Source organism: Paenibacillus sp. FSL k6-2145 (genome assembly GCF_037976585.1).
Taxonomy (GTDB): Bacteria; Bacillota; Bacilli; order Paenibacillales; family Paenibacillaceae; genus Paenibacillus.
This window is the reverse complement of the sequence record NZ_CP150267.1, coordinates 2528406-2552507: the sequence shown is the minus strand read 5'-3', so window position 1 is coordinate 2552507 and position 24102 is coordinate 2528406. Positions and strand designations below refer to the sequence as shown.

General features: G+C 48.0%; 19 protein-coding genes and 1 pseudogene. 11 read left to right on the top strand and 9 right to left on the bottom strand.

Annotation, left to right across the window (positions count from 1 at the left end; translation table 11 throughout):
• Window positions 1-151: 151 nt before the first annotated feature.
• From NZ043_RS11385 to NZ043_RS11375, 3 genes and pseudogenes are all read right to left on the bottom strand, one after another.
• Window positions 152-1257: pseudogene (locus NZ043_RS11385) on the bottom strand (Glu/Leu/Phe/Val dehydrogenase).
• A 287-nt stretch (window positions 1258-1544) separates the two neighbouring features.
• Window positions 1545-2174 carry a sporulation-specific diadenylate cyclase CdaS gene (cdaS, locus tag NZ043_RS11380; protein ID WP_091038069.1) on the bottom strand — a complete coding sequence of 210 codons (630 nt, stop codon included), beginning with the start codon at window positions 2172-2174 and terminating at the stop codon, window positions 1545-1547.
• Window positions 2175-2387: 213 nt separating this feature from the next.
• A complete protein-coding gene (locus NZ043_RS11375) occupies window positions 2388-3902 on the bottom strand; it encodes a DUF6359 domain-containing protein (RefSeq protein WP_240768295.1) in 1515 nt (504 codons plus the stop codon).
• Window positions 3903-4390: 488 nt separating this feature from the next.
• Between NZ043_RS11375 and NZ043_RS11370 the strand changes: the two genes are divergently transcribed.
• Complete coding sequence (locus NZ043_RS11370; RefSeq protein ID WP_017691064.1) at window positions 4391-4546, top strand: hypothetical protein; 156 nt, start codon at window positions 4391-4393, stop codon at window positions 4544-4546.
• A gap of 328 nt (window positions 4547-4874) precedes the next feature.
• Window positions 4875-5429, top strand: coding sequence for a GNAT family protein (locus NZ043_RS11365; RefSeq protein ID WP_339311838.1), 555 nt, complete (start codon window positions 4875-4877; stop codon window positions 5427-5429).
• Between the two features lie 89 nt (window positions 5430-5518).
• Here NZ043_RS11365 and NZ043_RS11360 read toward each other — a convergent pair whose 3' ends face one another.
• Window positions 5519-6295: a Crp/Fnr family transcriptional regulator gene (locus NZ043_RS11360; RefSeq protein WP_339311836.1), complete on the bottom strand. Its 777-nt coding sequence runs from the start codon at window positions 6293-6295 to the stop codon at window positions 5519-5521.
• Between the two features lie 378 nt (window positions 6296-6673).
• Between NZ043_RS11360 and NZ043_RS11355 the strand changes: the two genes are divergently transcribed.
• The 8 genes from NZ043_RS11355 to NZ043_RS11320 all read left to right on the top strand — a co-directional run bounded on the left by NZ043_RS11355 (window position 6674) and on the right by NZ043_RS11320 (window position 13839).
• Window positions 6674-7105: a GAF domain-containing protein gene (locus tag NZ043_RS11355; RefSeq protein WP_339311834.1), complete on the top strand. Its 432-nt coding sequence runs from the start codon at window positions 6674-6676 to the stop codon at window positions 7103-7105.
• A gap of 214 nt (window positions 7106-7319) precedes the next feature.
• Entirely contained in the window at window positions 7320-8930 is a 1611-nt protein-coding gene (locus NZ043_RS11350; RefSeq protein WP_339311832.1) for an AraC family transcriptional regulator, read from the top strand.
• 117 nt (window positions 8931-9047) lie between these two features.
• Complete coding sequence (locus tag NZ043_RS11345; protein WP_339311830.1) at window positions 9048-10046, top strand: ABC transporter substrate-binding protein; 999 nt, start codon at window positions 9048-9050, stop codon at window positions 10044-10046.
• A gap of 121 nt (window positions 10047-10167) precedes the next feature.
• On the top strand, window positions 10168-10818 hold the full coding sequence (locus NZ043_RS11340) for a response regulator transcription factor (RefSeq protein ID WP_017691068.1): 651 nt from the start codon (window positions 10168-10170) through the stop codon (window positions 10816-10818).
• Entirely contained in the window at window positions 10811-11926 is a 1116-nt protein-coding gene (locus NZ043_RS11335; RefSeq protein WP_249912951.1) for a PAS domain-containing protein, read from the top strand. The genes NZ043_RS11340 and NZ043_RS11335 overlap by 8 nt, the downstream gene beginning before the upstream one ends.
• A gap of 270 nt (window positions 11927-12196) precedes the next feature.
• Window positions 12197-12691 (top strand): Lrp/AsnC family transcriptional regulator, encoded by a 495-nt coding sequence (locus NZ043_RS11330; protein ID WP_062837151.1) that lies wholly within the window; start codon window positions 12197-12199, stop codon window positions 12689-12691.
• A 12-nt stretch (window positions 12692-12703) separates the two neighbouring features.
• On the top strand, window positions 12704-13291 hold the full coding sequence (locus NZ043_RS11325; protein ID WP_074093159.1) for a chromate transporter: 588 nt from the start codon (window positions 12704-12706) through the stop codon (window positions 13289-13291).
• 2 nt (window positions 13292-13293) lie between these two features.
• Window positions 13294-13839 (top strand): chromate transporter, encoded by a 546-nt coding sequence (locus NZ043_RS11320; protein WP_017691072.1) that lies wholly within the window; start codon window positions 13294-13296, stop codon window positions 13837-13839.
• Window positions 13840-14251: 412 nt separating this feature from the next.
• On the opposite strand, the gene NZ043_RS11315 is transcribed toward NZ043_RS11320, so the two are convergent.
• Window positions 14252-16627 (bottom strand): Ig-like domain-containing protein, encoded by a 2376-nt coding sequence (locus NZ043_RS11315; RefSeq protein ID WP_289390923.1) that lies wholly within the window; start codon window positions 16625-16627, stop codon window positions 14252-14254.
• Window positions 16628-16835: 208 nt separating this feature from the next.
• Here NZ043_RS11315 and NZ043_RS11310 point away from each other — a divergent pair, with 208 nt between their 5' ends.
• Entirely contained in the window at window positions 16836-17441 is a 606-nt protein-coding gene (locus NZ043_RS11310) for a class I SAM-dependent methyltransferase (RefSeq protein WP_091019980.1), read from the top strand.
• 386 nt (window positions 17442-17827) lie between these two features.
• On the opposite strand, the gene NZ043_RS11305 is transcribed toward NZ043_RS11310, so the two are convergent.
• From NZ043_RS11305 to NZ043_RS11290, 4 genes are all read right to left on the bottom strand, one after another.
• Window positions 17828-18964 carry a glycoside hydrolase family 88 protein gene (locus tag NZ043_RS11305; protein ID WP_017691075.1) on the bottom strand — a complete coding sequence of 379 codons (1137 nt, stop codon included), beginning with the start codon at window positions 18962-18964 and terminating at the stop codon, window positions 17828-17830.
• Window positions 18965-19146: 182 nt separating this feature from the next.
• Entirely contained in the window at window positions 19147-21099 is a 1953-nt protein-coding gene (locus NZ043_RS11300) for a glycosyl hydrolase (protein ID WP_339311825.1), read from the bottom strand.
• Window positions 21096-23090, bottom strand: coding sequence for a heparinase II/III family protein (locus NZ043_RS11295; RefSeq protein WP_339311823.1), 1995 nt, complete (start codon window positions 23088-23090; stop codon window positions 21096-21098). Before NZ043_RS11295 ends, NZ043_RS11300 begins: the two co-directional genes overlap by 4 nt.
• Before the next feature lie 299 nt (window positions 23091-23389).
• On the bottom strand, window positions 23390-24046 hold the full coding sequence (locus NZ043_RS11290; protein ID WP_339311821.1) for an SGNH/GDSL hydrolase family protein: 657 nt from the start codon (window positions 24044-24046) through the stop codon (window positions 23390-23392).
• Window positions 24047-24102: the final 56 nt, after the last annotated feature.

The following is a 24102-nucleotide window of genomic DNA, read 5'->3' as shown; positions in this document are numbered from 1 at the left end:
AATTGATCATTTAGGGAGATATTGCCACTGTTTTCTTTTTTTCTGATAGCAACATAAAAAAATGGCCTGTCAGATCGACTATCCATCTTTGGAATGGATGTTGCCGTTACCTAACAGACCGTTTTAAATTTGGTAATGATTCAATTTACGTTTACTTACGCAATCTCCGAGAACTTAGCGCGTGGTGGCCATTCTGCAGGAATGTACTGCGCGTATTCTTCATCTGTTCAATCCGTCGTTCAGCCAGACGATCTGCGGCAACATAGGTTGCGATGCCTTCGGTACGTGAGCTTTCGAATATTTTCTCCAGATTGGAATAGATCTCTCCGATCTTGCTCCATGCTCGATCCGCATTATAACCGTTTAGCTCATCCGCAATGTTAATTACACCACCTGCATTGATAACATAGTCAGGCGCATAAACGATACCCATATCATACAGCTGATCCCCATGACGGGTCTCCAGCAGCTGATTATTGGCACAGCCCGCTACAACCTTCGCCTTAAGTGTCTTGAGCGTATCGTCATTAATCGTGCCGCCCAGTGCACATGGTGCATAGATATCACACTCCACACTAGTGATGTCTGCGGGATCAACTGCTGTCGCGCCAAAGCGGTCCACAGCCTGTTTCACAGAGTCCTTATGGATATCCGTAACGATCAGATGTGCACCTTCCTCATACAGATATTTGCACAGATGCATCGCCACATTGCCGACACCTTGGACCGCTATCGTTTTACCCTCCAGCAGGTCGGTACCAAATGCTTCTTTGGCTGCTGCCTTGATCCCCCGATATACACCCCAAGCCGTTGCAGGTGATGGGTTACCGGATGAACCATAGCTCGGTGAGATGCCTGTCACATAGTCCGTTTCCTGATAGATCAGGTTCATGTCCTCTTCCGTTGTTCCCACATCTTCGGCCGTGATATAACGTCCGTTCAACCCTTGAATATATCGTCCAAACGCTCGAAACATGGCTTCGTTTTTGTCGCGCCTTGGATCTCCGATAATAACGGTTTTGCCGCCGCCCAGATTCAGTCCGGATACCGCATTCTTATATGTCATACCACGGGCAAGGCGCAGGGCATCTTCAATGGCGGCTTCTTCTGAAGCGTAAGTCCACATCCGTGTGCCTCCCAGCGCAGGGCCGAGTGTTGTGTCGTGTATGGCGTAATTGCTTTTAACCCTGAATTTCGATCCTGGCACAGAACCAGTTCCTCATAATCGTGATGCTCCATTGCTTCAAACCAACTCATGTGCTAACCGTCTCCTCCAACCATTTTTGCGATCCAATCGCATTGTTCTCTATTCATTGACCATCCTCTATTGTACCCATGAATACCCAGTTTGTGCAAAATCACATCGCAATGTCAGAGAAACATCGATCGATGTTTCTCATATGGCGAGAGCAAAGCTGTCGAATTTCAGATTATAATTCTATCGTCTATCAATAGAAAAACCTCTCTCCCTTACAGGAGAAAGGTACACTTCCCTCAACAGCCTCATCTTAATCGCCCCAAGTAGGCCACTTGATCGTTCACATTTAAGGGAGAGTCTCAACCACATTGATTGGATGCAAATCGCCATCTACAGCGAATGAGGCCTGCCCCGTCTCTTCGGAGACAACCAGCACAACCGCATCCGTCAATTCACTGAGTCCCAGTGCTGCCCGATGACGAGTCCCTATTTTTCGTTCATGCACTTCCGCTTGCGACAACGGCAGCACATTACCAGCGGATACAATCTGATTGCCACGAATCAACACAGCCCCGTCATGAAGTGGCGCACCGGGAATAAACAGCGATTCCAGCAACGCATGTGTCACTCTTGCATCCACAGTCACGCCTGAGTGAATGATCGACTCCAACGGAATCTCCCGTTCAATCACAATCAACGCACCATATCTCCGGTCAGATAGATGCTGTACGCTCGATGTTAATTCGGCAAACTTCTCGGTAAAGGGTGACAGATAACAATCCAGATAAAACGAAGAGGCGAGCACCTCAATCTGCTTGATCTCCGCTCGAATCTCTGCAAATTGCCCCAACAGACAGACACTGTCATTTTCAAAACGGGATAACGTCATGTTCATTCGATCCGCTACACGATGGAGGTCTGCCTTGAGCTTCTGCCTCATCGAGGAACTGTCACAGTCTGCTTGCTGAGTCATCATTCGCCGCCTCCTCTGGTTGGCTTGGGCTTCACGCCACATCATTAGTACCCATACCTTCCCCTCTGGAGCAGATATTTATGCAATGGCAGGGCGGTATGAACTAATCATGTTCATGAATGTAACTGATATAACAAGCAGAAAAAGAGCCTGCCCGCGAAACGAACTTTCCACGGGCAGGCCCTATTCTCGCATTGATTTTGATGTCTACTTCACTTATTGCGCTTTTCCGTATGAACCTGCCTTAAATGTAGTCGGATCATACCATTTGTACCCTGCCGCAGGTGCAGCCCATGGCTCAAGTTGCGGCTCGGTTGATGCAGCCGGAGCTTCCATCGAAAGCAGGCTTGTGGCCGTATCCAATGTCAGTCCTGGCACTTGTGCCAGACTGGTGTAGCTCTCTTTGACCGCAAGCCATTTCACGGTATTCACAAGGAACGTTGCATCATCCACTTCTTTGAATCCATCATAGGTCTTTTTGGTAGCACCGGTCTCTTCACGCAAATATTTCGGAGTAGCGTCTTCCACAGGTGAAGAGTCACCGATAAATGCGGCTTTGCCCGCACCAACCTTTGCAATGGCTGCATAGGCTCCTTCAGCTCGTCCACCACCGTTATATACGCCCTGATCCACGGCATTGCCCCACTTGGACACACCACTTGGTACATACACCAAGCCTTTGGCTTTGTTCGGGTCTATAATCGCAATGGTCGATCCCGCATGCATGGCTACAGAATTAACACCAGCCGTAATGCCGAAGGATTGTGCAGATGGAACGATATCCGATGCATTTACATCTCCAAGGGCATTGTAGCGGAAACGGACACCAAAGTTCGTCGCGAGCCAGTCTGAACTAGTCACACTCTGCATCGCTGGTGATTCGGCTTCAGCCGAAGACATGCCTTTGGCCGGATTCAGGAAGGCACCGCGGCGATAACCGTTGAATACTTCGGAAGAATCCCAGCGGTTTTTGTTGCGGTCTGCATTATAGTGGTCGGAGATGAAGAACACACTTCCTCCGTTCTGCACGTACTGCACCAGCGCAGCCTGCTCTGTCGCTTTGAACGGCACATTGGCTTCGCCAATGACAAAGACGTCGTAATCTTTCAATTTATTATAGGTGATCGCTTGCTCACCGAATGTATACGGGATGCTGCGTTCCAGCTGATCCACGGCAAAGCCTGCGTTTCGCAAACCATTGGCAAAATCCGAAAATGCCCCGTCAATAATCCAGTCGGCAGCACCTGCTGTCTGGGCGTGGGTATTATCAAACAATACTTTTTTGCCGGTACCGTCCGGTAATGTTGTACCTGGGTTCGGTTCTGGATCAGGGTTGGTTGTTCCGGAGGAAAATGTAATGGACGTTGGGTTTTTGACTCCTGCATAGCTGTTGTAGGCACCGAGGGTTCCGGTTACGATGATTTTTTTGCCTACAAGACTGGGGTTGGACGCCAATCCATATTGCGAACGGAAAGATGAGGGAATCTGTACATCCAATAATCTGGCGTTAGTTCGCTCTGACGCTGAATCTGCAATCAGAACATTAAAATCATTGGCATACGGAGATGTAAACTTCGCGGTAAGCGACCCGGTAGCATGTCCAACAATGATTCCTTCAACCGTTGCTGTTCCTCCACCGCTCTGGGCAGCGATGGCCTGAGATACCGTAAGTGGTGCTGCAGCTTGTACCGGACTTTGCGAACCCGGCCCCAGCAGTGCGGTTGCCATCATGATAAAGACCAGGAATGCCCCGATCCAGTGCTGCCATAACGCCTTCTTCATATTCCCTTTCTCCTCCTCCAAATTACCTGATAATGGGTTATCCTCCTTTAATTTAATTGTTCATATGCTGAATTCCTCTTTCTTTTTGTAAAGTTTATGAAAAAGTTTAGAAGTTGAGTCTATTGGCCCATACTGATTAACAAAAGTATCCCAAAGGAGACCTATATGAAGTTTCTATATTTCTTCTGCTCCTGCTGAATGGCTGGTTCTTGTATCCGTCTGCATATCTCGGTGTATACATTCCCTATGTGCTGTGGATGAGCCTATTTTCAGAAAAAAGTTAAATTCGTTGCGGACTTGGGATTGCATTTTGCCAGCGTTCATTGCATAATGAATATATAAACGTGATAATGATTATCATTCTTGAACTTGTCTCTTTGTAACTTTCTACTGCATATGATTTTACGATTTTATAGATAAAGGGGAACGAACATCGAATGAATACAACTCTGCAAAAGGCTGATCTGCAGCTTGACGATTATTTGGATCTTCTGAACCTGGCAACCAACCTGGGTGATACGAGATGGCAAAAGGAAATTATCCGTAAGCTGGCTTATACTTATCCCGCAGTTCAATGTAAACAACCACAATAGCATTCCACATACATCATAGATCTACATTATGGCTCATGACCGATTCATTCGTTGAATCTGTTATGGGCTATTTTTGTTGTACAATGTAATTGAACTAAACATTTACACGAGAAACGGAGAGGACAGAAATAACCTGAAGAAGCGGAGCTAAAAGCTTTCTGAAAGAAAGCTGCTTCGGAAGCATACATCTCGCCTTTATCCCCGGATTTTCCCCTTTGAAAAAGGGTATCCAAAAAATCTGGGGATAACAGCGATCGGAAGGTTGTTCTGTCATCGGAGTGGCAAGTGTAATATTCTTAAGTTCAATTTATATAGGAGGGGAACAACGATGCAACTGGAGACCGAACGACTCATCATCAGGGATATTCTGGAGACGGACTGGGAGAGTATACATAACTACACATCCATGACAGAAGTTACTCAGCACACGGCATGGGGACCAAATACCGAAGAGGATACTCGAGCATACGTGCAGTTTGTGTTGGACATGCAGCAAACACAACCACGAGAGGGCTTTGAACTGGCCATATGCTTGAAAAAGGAGGGCATACTGATCGGTGGTGTTGGCCTTCACATCGAAAACACGAACGCTGAGATCGGTTACGTCCTTAATCCCGTTTATCAGGGAAAAGGGTATGCTGCCGAAGCAGCCCGAGCCATACTTGGCTTTGGCTTCAATACAATTGGTGTACACCGAATTTATGCGAAATGCCGCCCGAACAACAAGGCTTCAGAGAACGTTATGCAGAAGATCGGTATGCAGCGTGAAGGTCTGATGCGAGAGCATTGGTTTTACAAAGGGGAATATCATGATTCGTGTCTATATTCGATTCTTGCAAAGGAATATGCACATGAACAATTTCACGGAAACTCAAAAAGCTGACTCCCATATATGGGATGCCAGCTTTTCTTTTCTTTTTCTCCGTAACGACCCCAATCGCCAATGGAGGTGAAGCCTCTGAACAAACTAATTTACAGTCGGCACAGCTCTACCGGGCAGCTTGGGAATGTCGGACATCCACACATACAACGCAAGGCTGCCAGATCCCGAATCATCAGTTTGCCGTCCATCATATCCAGCGTACCTTGTTCTTTCCATGCCCCCAGCATCCGCGTTACGCTCTCCCGGGTAGCTCCAATCATCTCGGCAAGATCGGTATGGTTCAGCTTCATGTCCAGCACAATACCATCGGGTGTAACCCTGCCATACGAATTGCTGGCACGGATCAGTGTCGAAGCGAGGGCACCCGCCTTGCCATAGAGCAGCAAATCACGGAATCTCGACTGGGTAATCCGCTGCGACAGTGCCATCCATTGCAAGAATTTCAAGGCAAGGTCGCCATGTTTGCTGAGTATACTTTCCAGATCGCTAAGCGAGATAATGGCCAGTTCCCCTTTTTCCGCCATCTCTGCACTGTAGCTATGATTCAATCCGCCGATGCCTCCGAATTCACCGATGAGATCGCCGCTTTGCTGAATGGATAAAATAATTTCCTTGCCATCCTCCGTCGACTTGGTCATTTTCACTCGTCCCGAACGAATGTAGTACAGATATCCGGCTTCATCGCCTTCGAGAAAGAGACTATATCCCGACTTCACCCGTTTGGGTTGCATTTTTGCTTCAATCAGGTCCCATTGCTCAGATGTAACGAACGAAAGGATTCCGCCTGTTTCTCGTGTCATTTTGCCCGCCTCCGTTTGTTTCTGCTCTGCTCTTTGGGTTGTTCTTTCTACAAATACTGTACCCATAACCTTCGTCCCCCTCGGTGATTCCTTATGTATCCATCATACCGCGAAAGTAGCGCGAGGGTTATCGGGGGATTACCTGATCCTTAACGAGAAATTCCCTGAATTTGCTGTGAGAAAAGTCACATTTCACCGATATGTCTCATCCTTCGCATTTCTTCAATCCCTTGGTGCACCTGACTCAGGAGTCCTCCACTGCCCAAGTTCAGTAAATTACGGAACGGAAATAGGGGTTTTCCCTGAATTACAATGTACGAGAAAGGGTCTACAATAGAACTAACATCCTAATACCCTTACTTGGAAGATGATCCTTGAACCAAGGTTACCGATATTAATTACACAGGAATGATCGATATAATCCGAAAAAGGAAGTGTCCTCTCATGCATGATGAACTGCCATCTGGCATTCAGGAGATGATCGACGGCCTGCGCCTGAACACATCCAGCGACTTCTGTGGACTTGCCTGTCTGAACGGGACGATGCTACGCTGGAAGTATACCTCCGGGGCTAGTAATGAACGGGTGAAACGCATGGAAATGCGCCCCGGACAAGATCTGGTGGGCACAGCCCTTCGGACTGGACGCACAGCCCGATCTGATGCACAATCCACCGGGGAGCATACACCCGGTCGTTGCCCGTTAATGCTTGCTGAGCGGTTGGTAAGTGCCATAGCGGTACCTGTGTTCCAGGAAGGAAGCGTGCCTGGCGCCGTGCTGCTCGTTGGCAGCAGACTGCCTTGCACCTTCTCATCGGACATGGTCCGGCAGACGGAGCAAGTCGCTCTACATCTTCAGCCGCACGTATATGGATAACGACATCTGTCTTTAATATGGAAGAAGTCTTGTTATTTCCTTAGGGGAGTACCAAGGCTTTTTTATTATCGTTATTCACAGCGGAGCAAGCCTTAGTCTGTTCACCTGTCTTCGCTCATCTGTATACATCGACGTCACTCACACAGATTGATATAATCGAGTCCATACATTCATATATTCATAGATAGTATATACAGCTAAGGAGGCTACAGATATGTTTGTACTGACAAATGCCAGTGTTATTCCATGGGAATCCACACAGCACAACAGTACCATTTCCATAAAAACGCCTTCATTGGTTACCTGCACAGCGACGGTGGACTATAGATATGGTAATGAGCACGGTGTTTTACATAAAGGGCAGTTACTTTTTCTACATTCCCAGTGCTCCCTGGAGCTTATCCATATCCCGCCTTCTGCCTTCACCTTGTATCATATCGGTTTTCAGGATTACGCATTAACGGAAGAGAGTCCTGACAAGCGTGTTTATCAGCTTACATCAGTGAACTTGCCCTCACATGGTTCGAAGACCGGAGCAAGTCCACAGGTTCTGCGAATGCTCGCAATCATCCAGGAGCTTTCCGAAACGAGGACAGGAAGTGCCCAGACCGAAGAAGCCAGATCCCATTATCTGCTGAGTGAATTGCTTGAATTATTCAAGCTGGCGATTAAACCTTCTACAGAGATGGTAGACAGTATAATTCGTGAAGCACTTCGCTATATTAACCATCACTATGACAGCCATCTCACCCGTGAAGAACTCGCCAGATTAACCGGGTTTAATGCGAGCTACTTCTCCAGGTTCTTTCAAAAACAGGTTGGACGCAGCTTCCAGGCTCACTTGACCCGAGTTCGTATGGACAAGACGAAGCAATATCTGTTGTCTACGCAGGCCACCTTGAATGAAATTGCTCTGCTTGTGGGGTACTCCGATGGTTTATATTTAAGTCGAAAATTTAAGCAGTTTACTGGGATTAGCCCAAGTGAATACCGACTACAGCCCCGTGCGAGACGAATTGCTACCGTACAGTACACAGGAGATCTGTTAGCCTTAGGCGTTCAACCCATTGCCGCCTCATTCCTACCCTGGGCGATGTCACCGCTGATCCAAGACGAGTTGCATGATGTGCTGGATTTGGATGAACATGGTGTGGAAGAAGTCCTCCGAACTGAACCACCTGATCTGATCATTGCGCCAGATTATCTATACTATTTGCCCCATAAGCTCGAACAACTGGAACAGATTGCTCCGGTTATGGTCCTGCCATGGGACCAGTTAAATCGACTGGAGACTGTTCAACTCATCGGACGAATTATAGGTCGAGAGCAGGCTGCCGAAGACTGGATAGAGCATTACACCGCACTGGTCAGCAGTGAAGCTGAACGACTTGGGGCTGCAATCGAGCCTGATGAAACCGTTGGGTTATATGAACTCTGGGAAGACGGCACGATCTGTATCTGGAATGTAACGGCCAGAGCAGCATACAACGTATATTACGGACTCAATCTTACACCTGCCCCCAATATCCTGCGTGACGTTCTGGAATCCCACAATCATCAGTTTATCCAGGAAGATCAATTGACGGATTATGCGGCAAACCATATGTTTCTCGTGCTTCCCTCACATGAAGGCGGTCTGTATCATGATGCACAAGTCAAACTCAGGGAACGACCATACTGGAACAAGATTATGAATAACGGAAATAGCCGGATATATCCGCTCAAGCTGGAACAATTCTGGTGTAATGATGCGCTGGCTCTGGAAAAGCAGCTTCAGCTTATGGTAGATATCCTGATTCGGGAGAATGGTGAAAAGAACAGGTAACCATTGTCCATGCTCAAGAGGTCACATTTTGAGATGGACGATACTTGTATCCAAAAGCTACGATACTAAGGAGGTTTTATTGAGAAAGATAATCATTATTGATTGGGGAGAGGCAGAATGACAGGGGTTAAATCAAAATGGTGGACTGGGCTTATGTTCCTGGTACTGGTGATTGGAATTATTGGCTGCTCAAGCCAAGCGGATGAAACAAGAGAAAATAAACCTTCCTCACCTGTTTCTACAGAAGAACAAACGACAGACAGCGCCGCAGAAACGCAGATCATATCCTTCGTCAATGGAGACGTTGAAATACCCACGAACCCGCAGCGGATTGTGACGCAGGGTTACCTCGCTGATTTTCTCGCACTTGGGGTCAAGCCAGTAGGCGCACCGGATTATGAGCTGGAAAGCCCTTATGTGCTTGATCTGATTGAAGGCGTAGCAGACATTGGTCGTATCGACGGCGGTTCAGTCGAAAAAATTCTTTCGCTTGAGCCCGACCTGATCGTCACTGTAGGTGGGGATGAGAAGCTGAATGAGCAATATCGCAAAATCGCACCAACCCTCATCATCCCTTATGGTACATACGACAATGTGCATGAGGAAATCACTGCCTTTGGGGAAATCCTAAACAAACAAAAGGAAGCTGCAGACTGGTTATCCCAATTCGAAGTAAAAGTGAAGTCAGCCAAGGACTCCATTCAAGGGCTGGTCAAGGAAGGTACGACCTTCTCCAACTTCAGTCTCTTTGGTGAGGATTGGTACATCAACGGAGATGGTGTCAACCGCGGTGGACAAGCCATCTACCAACAGCTCGGACTGAAAGCACCAGACATTGTGCAAAAGGAACTGATTGATCAGGATAAAGATACTGTAACTGTATCCGAGGAGAAACTGGCGGATTATGCAGGTGATTATATTTTCCTCGATTTATCCAATGGAGGTTCGCTGGATGAAACATCACCCGTCTGGTCATCCCTGGACGCTGTGAAGAACAATCGAGTGTTTAAGCTGGATGGGGAACGGTTCTGGCCTTATGATCCTCTTGCCGTGGAGGCACAGGTCCAGGAGATTGCCAATATGATTCAGGAACGTTTCGGCCAAACAGAACATTAAGGTTCAATGTTTCTATCCCACAAGCTGAGAGAAAGAAGCTATTCGGAGATTAAAGCTCTGAATGGCTTCTTTTTTTGTTATGATATAGATAGAACTAAGGAAGCGGACAGGGGGAAATCATGTGATTCAACTATTAGTTGTAGACGACCATGTTGTCGTGCGTTCCGGGCTGATCGCCTTACTTGAAGGAAAGAATGATATACATATCGTTGGAGATGCCGCAGATGGCGATGAAGCCATTGCCAAGGCTCAAGAGTTGAAACCAGATGTGGTCTTGATGGATTTCAGCATGCCACCAGGCAAAGACGGTCTGACCGCTACTGCTGAATTGAAGAAATTGATGCCAGATGTCTCCATTCTGATACTAACCATGCATGACGATGAAGAATATCTGTTCCGTGCCATCCATGCAGGAGCATCCGGATATATACTCAAAAGTGCGCCGCATGAAGAATTGCTTGCTGCGATTCGTTCCGTAGCAGAGGGTAGCGCCTATCTGTACCCCAGTGCGACCAAACGGCTGATGAGTGAATACCTGGACAAAGCCAAACAGGAAAACGCCGGACCGTATGACACGTTATCCGAGCGGGAGAAAGAGATTTTGTCCTGGATTGCCAAAGGTTACGCCAACAAGGAAATCGCCGAACATCTGATCATCAGTGTCAAAACGGTCGAATCCCACAAAAGCAATCTGATGGAGAAACTTGGCCTGCGTACACGCCCGGAACTGGTGAAGTTCGCCATGAAAAAGGGGTTGCTGAACTTTGAGTAGTGCACGCAAGAACAGACTAAGTGGACTCGCAGACCAGCCCGTACGCCTCTTGCTGAACGAAATCGATAATCACATTACGGATAATGAATTTCGCAGCAGGTTAAAGGGTTCCCTGCATCAATTGAGTGATTTGAAATTTGCTCTGGATGAGTCCTCCATTGTTGCTCTCACGGACCGCAAAGGGAAAATCCAATATGTGAATGATAAATTCTGTGAGATCTCGCAGTATGAGCGCGAGGAACTAATTGGTAAGGATCATCGAATCATTAATTCCGGATACCATGGCAAAAGCTTTATGAAAAACCTGTGGGACACGATATCCTCAGGTAAGGTATGGAACGGGGAAATTCGCAATCGTGCCAGAGATGGCAGTCATTATTGGGTCAACACCACCATCGTGCCTTTCCTCGATAACGACGGCGAGCCATATCAATACCTGGCTGTACGCAGCGAGGTCACCAAGCTGAAATCCGTCGAAGCCGAATTGCAAAAGATGATGTCCCAGGTCATGAATATTCAGGAAGAGGAACGACGCCGGATCTCGCGTGAACTGCATGACGGGATTGGACAGAGTCTCTTCTCTCTGGTGATTCAGATGGACCGACTGCTGGCAGACCAGCCTCAACCCGGGGTTGAAGCACTTCGTAAGCAGGTCACGGGTATTATGGAAGATGTACGCGGTATGGCATGGGAGCTGAGACCGTCCGTTCTGGATGACCTGGGTGTTGTTCCGGCGATTCGTACGTATATCGAGAATTACACCCGTCACTACGGAATCGAAGTTGATCTGGAATGTAATTTGCGCAAACGTCTGGAGATGAACCGGGAGATAGCCATCTACCGGATTATTCAGGAAGCCTTAACCAATGTCGCGAAGTATGCCGATGTTGCCGAGGCACGTGTTACTATAGAAGACGCTGAGGACATGACGATGGTTATTATTGAAGACCAGGGTGCCGGATTCAGCGAAGCAACTGCCGGCAATGGCGTTGGATTGTTCAGTATGGAAGAGCGTGCCCGTGGTGCAGGAGGAACGTTGAGAGTTTCTTCCGAGCCTGGCGAAGGGACTACCGTTACCCTTTTACTGCCCAAGACAGCCCGAGCATAACCGGACATGCTTCGTATCACACTTAGCGCTTCACTCCAGCTTATCTATTATTTAACGGCTGCTCGCTATTGGACTGTGCGAGTGGTCTTTTTATTTCCGATTGGTCGAAATGACAAAATGAAGGCTCAAAATCGGTTAAATTCAATAATCATGATAAATAGATTGACTCCTGTTACGATTCGTCATTAAACTATGAATGCCACATACACATTGTATGTTTAGTAAAATTCCATTGTTCATTTCATATAGCGAAAGAAAAGGATGGTCAACATGTCAGAGAAACGCTCCTCCAAAGGAGGAGAAATTCCACAAATGTACAATCTCGACGAGATGGATCGCAAAATCATCGCCGCGCTTCACAAGAACAGCCGGATATCCTACACGGACCTGGGTACACAGATTGGATTGTCGCGTGTAGCTGTTCAGGCGCGCATTAATGCGTTATCCGAAAAAGGAATCATCGAACGTTTCACCGTGGTGATCAACCCTGGCAAGGTTGGGCTTCAGGTCTCGGCCTTTTTTAATGTCGATGTCGAACCGCCCTTCCTGGATGAAGTCGCTGAGAAACTGGACGAAGAGCCCGCCGTCACCAGCCTTTATCATATGACAGGTCCGAGTACCCTGCACATGCACGGTATTTTTGCGGATATGGAAGAGATGGAGCAGTTCTTGCTGGAGAAGCTCTATAAGATGCCGGGTATCGTCAAAGTGGAATCACAGCTATTGTTGAAACGTTATAAAAGCCGGATGGGCATGAGACTCTAGGAGGAAATCAGCATGGGTTGGAAAGATTACAACGGTCTCGTCATCGGAATGGTACGGACCGGAATTCTCGGATATGGTGGTGGCCCTTCGGTTATTCCCTTAATCCGTTATGAAGCCGTTACGCGTTATAAATGGGTCAGTGATGAGGAGTTCGGCGAGATTTTGGCTATCGCCAACGCCTTGCCGGGTCCCATCGCAACCAAGATGGCCGCATATCTCGGTTATAAAACCAAAGGTGTGCTGGGCGCGATTGTGTCCGTACTCGCTCATATTTTGCCAACAAGTATTGCCATTATTGCTCTGCTCGGTTCCATGTACGCGCTGCGCGAGTCGAAAGTGGTAGCAGGCATGGTAGCCGCCGTGCGGCCGGTCATTTTTGTCATGCTGGGCATGATGGCTTATGAATTTGCCATGAAAGCCTGGAAGGGACTCGGCAAAGTTTTTGCCGCCCTTTTCGGCGTAATTGCCTTTGTACTGTTACAGCTGCTCGATATCCATCCGGGGATTGTAATCGCTGTTTTCCTTGGATATGGTGTCTTCCATCTGGAACTGGTCCAGCGTTTCAAATCCAAGGGCAAGTCCGATAAGGGGGTGTCCTAAGGATGCTCCAGACATGGTGGGAATTATTTTGGGGATTTTTCGTAGCCAACATATTGGGATATGGGGGCGGTCCAGCTTCCATTCCGCTTATGCAGGAAGAGATTGTGAACCATTATCAATGGATGACCACAGAGCAATTCGGGGATGTACTAGCGATTGGTAACGCTCTTCCCGGCCCGATTGCAACCAAAATTGCTGCATTTGTCGGGTATCACGTGGCAGGCTGGTTTGGGGCATTTATTGCAAGTTTTGCTACAATCGTACCTTCCGCAACCGCACTAATTATATTACTTCGTCTGTTGAACAAACATCGCACGTCACCGAAAGTCAAAGGCATGACCCTACTCGTGCAGCCTGTCATCGCTGTACTCATGATTCTGCTTACATGGGAATTCGGGCAGCTATCCACTGATTCCATCGGCATCTGGCAGACGTTGATCATTGCAGGTATCTCGCTCTGGGTCATGACCAAGACCAAGCTACATCCAGCCATTCTAATCGTTATCGCTTTTGCCTATGGTGCACTGGTACTGTCTCACACGATGTAGTTTTAGAAACTACAAGTTACGCCACAGAATCTCTTGGATATACATCTGTAATAGGGTGGTGTATGCAGGGGTTCTGGACGTTGGCGAATGGCTAGACTATTTTCATTTTCTAAGGAACTGAGGACGTCTTATTCGGTCTTAAGGTCCTCAGTTTATATTGTAAGGAACATCAGACACGTTATTTACCAAAATCACCTTACACAAGTACTATAAAAGACTGTAATTTCCGATATAACGTGTTACCAATTCATTAGATTTCTGCAAACGCTCCAGACCCCTGAATAAGACGTTTCAGATTCGTTAGCGCTTGAAGACATGCTCTAGTTTATAGACCAAAAACGGTGATACCAGCTATTAGCTGGCATCACCGTTTTTCTTTGCGCGTTTTACACTCACAGTTGAAAAATATCGTTTACTTTGCTTCAACCACTACCGTTACTTTGGTTTTCACACCTGCAAATGTCACCGTAATTGTTGCTTTACCTTTGCCGTTCGCCTGAATGATTCCATCTTTCACCGATGCTGTTGCAATACGGGAAGATTTCCAGAGAGCCGGTTTGGATACATTAGCTTCACTGCCATCAGCATACGTTGCAGTAGCCGCTACAGTTACCTTTTCACCAGGTTTCATGGTCAACGTTACTTTATCCGTCTGCAAATATTTCAGTGTATCCACATCTACAGCAATCGTGACAGACTTGCTGCCGTATTTGGCTGTGATTTTGGCTTTACCTGAACCTGTCGCTTTGACTTTACCTTTGGTCACTTGAGCTACTTTGTAGCTGTTCGTTTTCCATTCAGCTTTGTCCGTAACATCACGCTCGCTACCGTCGCTCAAGAAGGCAGTTACCGTCAGATCAGCTGTATCGCCTGATTTCAGGGAAAGAACCGGCTCGGAAGCTTCAATACGTGTGATGACATCCACTTCAACTTGGATCGTCACTTTTTTGGAACCGTATTCTGCTGTGATGTTGGCTTTACCACTGCTGTTACCTGTGATCACGCCTTTTTTCACATCCGCTACACGTGCATTGCTGGATTTCCAGGTTGCTTCGGATGTAACATCCAACGTGTTGCCGTCCTCATCCGTACCTGTTAGAAGGATCGTCTGAGTTTCTTTGGCAGACAGAACAACGAAGTTCACATCTGCTTCCAGTCCACTAGCCATACCTACTTCAACAGGCAGAGTCAGTGTTTTGCCTTCAATCTTCGCGGTAATGGTTACTTTACCTGTAGCAACACCTGTGATAACCCCTTTGCTATCTACCTCAGCGATTTTGTCGCTGCTGCTGCTCCAAGTTGCATCTTCAGATACATCTTTGGATGTTTCACCATACAACGCCAGTACTTTGGCAGAAGTCGTTCCACCAACGGCTACCGATGCTTTTTTCTTGTCCATCTCATACTTGTCTGCTACGTCTACATTCACTGTAAACTTAACTGTTTTACCGCCATAAGCTACAGTGATCGTAGCCGTACCGGATTTGTATGCAATCAGATCGCCGTTTGATACATATACAACGTCTGGATTGCTTGAAGTCCATGTTGCTTTGGAAGTTACATTTTCTGTACTGGCATCAATATATTCGGCATTGGCTACCAATGTCTTAGACTTGTTATCACCGGTAACACTCATGGCGAGCTTGTCATTCACATCTTTGATATCCAGATATCTTGCCGTATCTACATCCACAGCAATTTCTACTGTTTTGCCACTATAGGTTGCTTTGATCGTTGTTGAACCTGCGCTAATGGCTGTAATCTGCCCCTTGAATACCGTTGCAACTTTCTCGTTGCTGGATGTCCATGTTGCCTGATCGGTTACATTCACATCGCTGCTGTTTGGATAAGAAGCCGTTACAACGACATTAGCCGTTTTGGTTGTCTCGCTCAAACGGAAGAAAATACTTTGTTTCTCCACACTCAGTTTGCTGGTCAGATCTACATCCACGTCAACGGATACGGATTTCGTACCGTATTTAGCTGTGATCTTGGCAGAACCTGCCGAGTATCCTGTAATTTCGCCTTTAAGAACGTCTGCAACTTTCTCGTTGCTGGATGTCCACTCCGCCAGATCGGTTACATCTTTGGTTGTGCCATCTGGATACGTAGCCGTCACTTTCACACTTTCACTTTTGTTTAACAACAGGTTAACCTGCTGTTTATCTACATCTACACGTTTAACCACTTCAACGTTAACATCCACCGTCACGCTCTGGCTGCCAACTTTCGCAGTAATAACTGCCGTACCTGCGCTTTGTCCAGTTACTTTACCATTCACAACGGTAGCAACCTTCTCATCACTGGTAGACCATTCAGCGGTACTTGCTGCTGCATTATTTGTTTCATTGTCACTATACGTTGCTGTCAAAATAATTTCTTTTGTATCTCCCGTGCGCAAATCCAGACTTTGCACGTTTTTCGAAAGGGCTTTGACCTTCTTCGTTACTTTTACTTGAACGGTTTGACTTTGACCCTGGTAAGCTGCGGTAATCGTCGCTGTACCTTCCTTTTTGGCTGTAATTGCGCCATTATATACAGTTGCTATCGAAGTATCACTGGTACTCCAGGATGAACTGATCGTTACGTTTGCCGATGTATTATCAGAATATACACCTGTCACTGTAACGGAACTGGAATCACCAACTTCGAGCGACATTTCATTCTTGGAAACCACAATTTTGGACAGTTCTTTGTCTGCCGCAGCGGCCAAGCCTACGTTGGAAATACTCAGCATCAACACCAGCATCATCACCATGTACTTGGTCAATCTTGGCTTTAACATCATTTCCCCCCGATTATCATCATTTTTTTCCTTATGTTTTATGTCGGCAAGTCCTTTCCAGATGTTTAGACTTTCAGGAAATTTTCAGGGAATTCTATGGAAATTAATTTATCTTCTATTCCTGTTTCAACCGATCATACCTGCAAATATTGCGCATACCTATGTATATTGACTGTCTTGAACTTCTTTTAACAGGATTGGAGGAAACATAATGCGTCAGCCTTTTGATTACATCGGGTATTGGGAGGAAACATATCGTTCGGGTGAAACTTCTGGGAGGGGTTCATACGGGGTTTTGGCTGAATTTAAGGCCGAGGTCGTGAATGGACTGATTCAACGTGAAGGTATTCATCGTGTCATTGAGTTTGGATGTGGGGATGGCAACCAGTTGCAATACATGAATTATGAGGACTACCTGGGCGTGGATGTAGCGGCTTCTTCAGTAAAGCGTTGTGCTTCCCAATTTGCCAAGGATTCTTCCAAGAGCTTCATGCTGTATACACCAGGCCTATGGATTAACCGAGGTTTCCTGCAAGCCGATCTGACGGTCTGTCTGGATGTGTTATATCACATCACGGATGAAACAGATTTTCGCAATACCCTCTATGATATTCTGCACTCCTCAACAGCATGGGTGGTGCTTTACACCCGTTTGAAAGAAAACGGCAATCCGGGGATTGATACAATCCAGGACCGTAATCTGTTCGAATATCTCTTCGACTACCCTGATTTCAAAGTTCATGAGATTATTCCGCAGCGTTATCCAGATCAATCTTCTGCCGACTTTGTCATCCTGAGACGTACGCCTTCGAAGTGAAAATCGATTCTTTCAGTAGAGCATAGCTATGGCTGCACCCAACTGGACCCATAAGATTGAGATAACCATATGCCAGATATTCTTTTGTCTTCCTTCGAATATGTACACCATCCGCCTGTCCGCTCACCTTGATTTGTCTATTCAAAGCTCAAGCTTAGGTATACTCCGTCTCCAATAGAAGGGATATCGTTCCTGATACTGGAGACAGCCTTATGCGGACAGGTGATGATGGTTTGCTAATGATGCTACTGACAATTAAATACTGAATATATAACTGATTATTGGTTGAATCCAATGAAATAACTCGAAGGCTCATAACACGAATACGACCCTACTGATCAGTTCTCACCTTCAGTTCCTCTTGTGCATAGTTCTCAATTCTTTTTTTAAAATAACCCCGCATGTCCACGCAGCTTCGCCAGCGCTTCCATATAGAAATAATCGCCGTATATAATCGGCACATTCAACCCTCGCCCTTCCGGGTAATGCACCGTTCCCTGCATGATCAGACCTTCTTCCGCTGCCGAGTCGCCGGAGCTATAGTGCTCATGCAACCCACGGACGATACGTTCTCCCGCGGCAGCATAGGTTTCCCCGCGTGGCGATAGCTTCGCCAGCTCAAGCAACCCGCTCGCTGCAATCGCCGCAGCGGACGAGTCCCACGCCACCTGATGCTCCGCAGGTGCGCGGAAATCCCACACCGGCACGATCTCTTCGCCAAGCATGGCGAGGAAGAAATCGGCCGCACGCTCCGCTGTCTCCAGATATCGGGCTTCGCCCGTATACCGGAAAGACAGCGCAAACCCATGCAACGCCCAGGCGGTGCCCCGCGCCCAAGCGGAACCTGGAGCATGGCCCTGTCCGCCATGCTCTCGCAACTTCTGCCCCGTGTGTGGATCAAACTCCACCACGTGGCAGATGGACCCGTCAGCGCGGATGAATTCGCGCGCCACGGTGTCCGCATGTGCTTCCGCCAGCCAGCGGAAGCGAGGGTCGCCGCTCTGCTCGGATGCCCAGTAGAGCAGCGGCAGGTTCATCATGCTGTCAATGATGGCTACGCCGCGCGTATCCATTGCTGACGAGCTGAAGTTCCAGGCGCGGATGAACTCACCGCGCACGTGGAAGCGGGCAGCGAGCAGGTTGGCGGCAAGCATGCCACGCCGCCGTCCATCCATGCTGCCCGTCTGGCGGTAGTTGGCTACGCCACTAAGCAGCCAGATGAACCCCAGATCGTGATCCACCGATTCGGGATCACGCAGACAACCTTCCAGTTGCCGCTCGCAGCTTTCGGCAATGCGATGTAACGGAGCGACCGCTTCACTTTCCGGCGCATCCTCATAGACCAACCATAACAATCCAGGCCAGAAACCTGCTGTCCACCATTCCGGATCATTCCGGTCATACGTCCCCTGCGGGGCAATGTGTGGAAATGTATCCTTGATCCGCTTTGCATTCCGAATTGTCTTGGCAGCTCCTTGTTGCCACGCTTCCTCGAGCCATTTTACCGACGTTGATGTGTTCATGAACATATCCCTCCTCGATTCAATACCAGACATCTAGCTCCAGCTCATCCTCAACTTATCTATATCGTCGTATGCCATAACTGCAATATCTATCCGTTAAATATCACTAATCATCCACGAATAACACTTTTAACTATAATTCGAGATGTTTCGAGATCTAATGATCCTCAACCTGAACACCTTCAGTTAAACTCGCCCAAGCGGATCGTAAATGACAGACTTTGTGCTCCGCCCAATTCAATCCGTGCTTCCTTCAGCAACCCATTACGTGAAGCCACGGCCTGCTCCTCCAGATGTATAATGGCTCCCTGATCCAGCGCTGTGGATTCTACATATGCCCCGCGATACTCCGTTCGCACACTATAATCCGTGTGGGTAATCACCGCCTGTTCACGACCATCATGGAACATCAACGGAATGAGTGCACCTGCCGCCGCGATCTCACCTTCGAATTCATACGTTATGGTCAGCAAGTCTGCCTGTTGCACATAATGAGTACGCAATGTTCCAATTCCGGGTAATGGACCAACCCATGTCACGGCAAAAGAATTTTCCGAGGCGTTTACCACATCTTCCGCCGCTCTTTCCGCCAGATGCTGCTCCACTTGATTCCGCGTATCATAGTCCACCTTCTCATACACTATAGACCCTCCTCCCTGAGCCGGGTCTAATCCAACGTCACGATCATATGCACCACCGGATGGAATCCCCTCTGCAAGACTGTGCCATACCCCATCTGGTGTCTTCCAGGCAGGACAGTAACTGAGCGGACGGACCATCCCTTCGGCAAATTCCGTGAATCCGGCCTGCACATGGCTGGCAGCGGACGGACCAATCAGACCAGGTAACCCCGTCTGCTGAATCCGTACCAAACCAGGGATCGTATACGGATCATTCATCGCCGTGTGTAATACCAGTTGCTGACCAGGTATGGAAGCAATCACAGTTTCAAACCACCCATCGGTCTGCAAAACCCGGCTGCCCACCTCGGAAGGAAGGTACACTTCGCCCACATCGTCTCCCGGATCACTGAGACAAGCGTGGGCCAGCGCTGCTGCCGTCCACAGGTTGTAACAGGTATGGTTGGTATAGATTTCATACCCGTGCCGATCTTCTGGAGCGTATTCATTGCGCACGATTTTCAAACGTCCATCATCCATCTTCCAGCGCTCAACAGCAGCAAAACACCGATTGGCCGCACGTGCAAAAGCACCCGCCATCACCGAATCTCCCGCCTCCAGAGCCTGCGTTGCATGTGTGGAGCATACATAAGCTGCGGCTGCTTCATTCCACTGGTGCTGGGAGCTGCGACCACGCGGCGGAATCTCACCTAGCGGCGAGAGCGTCAGTAACGAGCTGAAGGCACCATGGCGCAGCTGCTCACGCAACCTATCGGCAGTGGCACCTTCGTAACTAGCTTCAAGCATCACCCCAAGGTGATAACGGGTAGCAATATCATAGGAAAATGGACAATTCGGACGATCCAGCGGTCCATCCTGATACAATCCGAGTGCTGTAAATCGGGGCACATGATAGGCTTCCAGATAACGATCCATCCACGCAGTACCCTGATTCGCCAGCTGTTCACGCCACCGCAGATACTCGCCAGAGATCATAATAGCGTTCCAGTTAATCATGCGGTTGGGATTGTTCATCTTGCTCATCGTAAATACATAATCTTGTTCAGGGTGGATCGTCTTGAGTGCCTCAGCCCAGATCTGTGCTTGTTCAGGCAGATGTGACTTCAACAACTTATAGGCTCTCATCATGAGCACCGGAAAAAAATCAGGGTGATTGTCAGGTGCGCTACCATTGACTACGGCATCAATGCTCTGTGACAGGGCTACCGCTGCGGAATCCAGCAGATCTGTACGTCCCGCATCAACCAGAACTGCCGCAGCCATCGCATAGGCCGGTGTAGAATAATATCTCTCCACACCCGAGAACGGGTCGATAATTGCACCCTGGCTGTCCTGATATGGCGTGTAAGCGCGAACAACACTCTCAACAAGTGCCAACTTGCGCTCCCTATTCCAGCCGTCTGCCGGAGGAGGGCCCGCTTGCTCTGCCAATGAACGGTAACGTTCGAGTTCGTCTTTCCATGGATATGTGGACGCAGATGTATATTTACTCACGTATGCTCACCTCGGTTTCTCCCATTTTTCGGTTCAATGCTGAAGTGTACCTCACATACCGTTTCAATCAGATCAGAACTTTCTATCCGAACATCAGTCTCATTAATCACACCTGTCCATGATAGTGACGTTCGATAGAATTTGACTGGTACATTATCATGATCAACTGTGTCTATTGCCTCCGTAAGGACTTGCCACTGGTTCGCATCATACGTCATATGGACCGTTCCATGTACACCTTGCCAGCGAAGATTACCGCTCTTCACCACTTCAGGCTGTACTCTACTCATCCATCGTTCAACAACACTTGAAAACTCTGCATGTGAATCTGAATTATCCACCGAAGATGATCGATCAGCCGAAGACACCATCCTGTTCTTCCATTGAAAACGGTCAATGAGACGCAATTCCGCTCCATTCCTGCTACCCCCAGAAGCCATCTTCCAATGAAATTGGCGCGTATAACGAGCCAGTGAAACAGCTCCAGAATATGCGGATGTCAGATCCAATGTTGTATTCAGCTCACCGCCATCCTCTGCCAGCTTTGCCTCTAACACATGGGCTTGCGCTTGCCGACCGGAGCTTTGCTCTTGGCCTTCAATGAGCGGAACGTTATGCCCGGATGATGAGATGTGGAACAGTTGCTCTCTGCCTGGCGCAAAATACGCTTGGGTATACAAGCCTGCTCCTGGATCACACAGAATATTCTCACCACCGCAATGGATAATGAACTGCCCCAGATCATTATGGTTGTGAGGTTCATCGTTATGCCCACCTTTAATGGAAATAGCCACATGAAGGGGTGTGCTGTTTGTACGTTTTGTATCTGGAGAATCAAGCGAGCCTTTTGCAATCATCCAGCCCAGATTCTGAAAAATAAATCCCCGTTCAGCCTGCGCAGAGGCACCTTCATCACCGTATACTGCCGGATCGCTCCACATCACGTTACGCAATAGATGAGCCCAGCGATGACAGGGATCATAAGTAAGCAGTGGAATATGAAGCGGCAAATCCACCTGCAACCCAACTCGGGATGCGAGCAGGGAAAGCAATCCGGAAGGGATCTCTTCCTGTTCGGAACTGTCCGAATAATTCACATATGTGCCACCCGACAGATGAACTCGCAGCGGGAAGGCTGCAATAGCTGTTATTTTGGAACCCGTCAGCAGATTTAGTTCGCCCTCACTATATTCACGAAGCATCTCGGCATAATAGGTGAAATAACCAAAGCCATATACCCAATATCCAATGCCTTCGGCACAGCCGCCATCCTCGCCATATCCGCTCAAGAATGCGTTCATACAGCTGACCGTATGGGAGATCGATTCCTGTAGTGTGAACTCATCCTCGAGCAGTAACAATGCAGCCATGCCACAGCAGCCACCACAGACCGCCGACCAGTTGTGATCCGCTGTCTGCCAGTGGAACTTCCGTTGCTCCCGGTAAAGCGGGATGAAGATTCGCCGCTCTGCCTCAGACCTAACCCGCTCTATGACAAGGCGATCCAGCCGCTCGGTGTGAATGTTCACAATCTCGGCCAGCATATGTACCGTCTCTGCGGCGAACAGATCGATGTTCCCATTCACCTGGTTGATCTCCCCCGTACCCAGATGCGCGGGCAAACACCACGTATACTCACCACACACGTCCCACAACATTTCTTCCAGCGCTTGCAGTGCATCCGGCCTAGCCGTGTCCAAGGCGAGCATCGCCACAGCAGCCAGCCTGCCCCTTCGATCGAAATAAGCCTCTTCATAGGCTTTTCGCTCACCCATATCGCTGAACTGTCGATATAAACGGAACGACAAGGAAGGCATCGGTTCTTTCAAGGCACGTTCACCGTAAGCCTTCAAGTCTGTGTATAACGTAGCCAATTCAGGCCGGGATAACTTCTCTAAGAGTCTGTCGGCACTTAAGGATCTCAATGCTCTGCTCTCAGTTCCTCGTTGGTTTATATTTTCATTTTCGACTTCGTGAATGGAATCTTCCACTGGATTCACCACTCTTCGTTAATGGATTGTCATATCAACATTATAATGTAATCGATTTCATTTTACCGGATATGATAGCACTTTTGAAGAATTATCCATTAGAACCCTTTCCACGATGTTACGTCCTTCTCCTTCCCAACACAAAAAAAACGAAGAACCTTCGTCAGGTTCTCCGTTACATTCTGCCTGTCACCACAGGCTTTTTATGGGTATCTGATATTCTTAACTATCTTATATCCTCAACTAATCCGGAATACCTTTAATGCTGCTGCCCATATCGTAACTGTCCGCTGTTGTTGTTACACAATTGCAAGCGGAGAATTCTGTACAACAGACAACCATTGGCGTGCAATCAGCTCATGACCTGCTGCGGTTGGATGTACGCCATCCCATAACCAGTACGCTGCATCCGCCTGTTTCAAAGCGTCATTAAACGTCTGCTGCAATGGCACCCACACCGCGCCAAATTCTTCAGCAAGACCTTGGGCCAGTTTCTGATATTGACCGATATACTCTTCCCAGGCTTCCCATTTCTCCGCGGTCGCTCCGGTTCTCAGAATAAACGGCTCCATCAAAATCAGCCCCGTTTCCGGCATCACTTCCCGAGTTTCTTCGAGCAAATGGCGATACGCCCGTCCGAAACGATCCGTTACCCCGCTAGGTTCACCATTCATCGTGCGCCATGCATCATTAACCCCAATCAGGATGCTGATCAGGTCCGGTTTTAGACTAATTGTATCCTCATTCCAGCGTGCGTACAGATCGGATGCCCGATCCCCGCTGATGCCCCTGTTATAGAACGTTTTATGCTTGCCCGCCAGTTCCATACCCAGTTTGCTGGAGATCAGATACGCATATCCGTGTCCGAGAAAATGATTCGGATCATCATTGCGTGATCTTCCCCCATCTGTAATCGAGTCTCCCTGAAACAATATAACGGATGGACTTGTACTCATGATTGAAATCGTTCCTTCCTCTTGTGCAAAATGGAAACACTGAACACCTCAGACTC

What these genes read in the sequence shown, in the direction of transcription:
- cdaS (WP_091038069.1), bottom strand. Translation starts at nt 2,174, where the DNA reads ATGATGACTCAGCAAGCAGACTGTGACAGTTCCTCGATGAGGCAGAAG.
- NZ043_RS11375 (WP_240768295.1), bottom strand. Translation starts at nt 3,902, where the DNA reads ATGATGGCAACCGCACTGCTGGGGCCGGGTTCGCAAAGTCCGGTACAA.
- NZ043_RS11370 (WP_017691064.1), top strand. Translation starts at nt 4,391, where the DNA reads ATGAATACAACTCTGCAAAAGGCTGATCTGCAGCTTGACGATTATTTG.
- NZ043_RS11365 (WP_339311838.1), top strand. Translation starts at nt 4,875, where the DNA reads ATGCAACTGGAGACCGAACGACTCATCATCAGGGATATTCTGGAGACG.
- NZ043_RS11360 (WP_339311836.1), bottom strand. Translation starts at nt 6,295, where the DNA reads ATGGGTACAGTATTTGTAGAAAGAACAACCCAAAGAGCAGAGCAGAAA.
- NZ043_RS11355 (WP_339311834.1), top strand. Translation starts at nt 6,674, where the DNA reads ATGCATGATGAACTGCCATCTGGCATTCAGGAGATGATCGACGGCCTG.
- NZ043_RS11350 (WP_339311832.1), top strand. Translation starts at nt 7,320, where the DNA reads ATGTTTGTACTGACAAATGCCAGTGTTATTCCATGGGAATCCACACAG.
- NZ043_RS11345 (WP_339311830.1), top strand. Translation starts at nt 9,048, where the DNA reads ATGACAGGGGTTAAATCAAAATGGTGGACTGGGCTTATGTTCCTGGTA.
- NZ043_RS11330 (WP_062837151.1), top strand. Translation starts at nt 12,197, where the DNA reads ATGTCAGAGAAACGCTCCTCCAAAGGAGGAGAAATTCCACAAATGTAC.
- NZ043_RS11325 (WP_074093159.1), top strand. Translation starts at nt 12,704, where the DNA reads ATGGGTTGGAAAGATTACAACGGTCTCGTCATCGGAATGGTACGGACC.
- NZ043_RS11320 (WP_017691072.1), top strand. Translation starts at nt 13,294, where the DNA reads ATGCTCCAGACATGGTGGGAATTATTTTGGGGATTTTTCGTAGCCAAC.
- NZ043_RS11315 (WP_289390923.1), bottom strand. Translation starts at nt 16,627, where the DNA reads ATGATGTTAAAGCCAAGATTGACCAAGTACATGGTGATGATGCTGGTG.
- NZ043_RS11310 (WP_091019980.1), top strand. Translation starts at nt 16,836, where the DNA reads ATGCGTCAGCCTTTTGATTACATCGGGTATTGGGAGGAAACATATCGT.
- NZ043_RS11305 (WP_017691075.1), bottom strand. Translation starts at nt 18,964, where the DNA reads ATGAACACATCAACGTCGGTAAAATGGCTCGAGGAAGCGTGGCAACAA.
- NZ043_RS11290 (WP_339311821.1), bottom strand. Translation starts at nt 24,046, where the DNA reads ATGAGTACAAGTCCATCCGTTATATTGTTTCAGGGAGACTCGATTACA.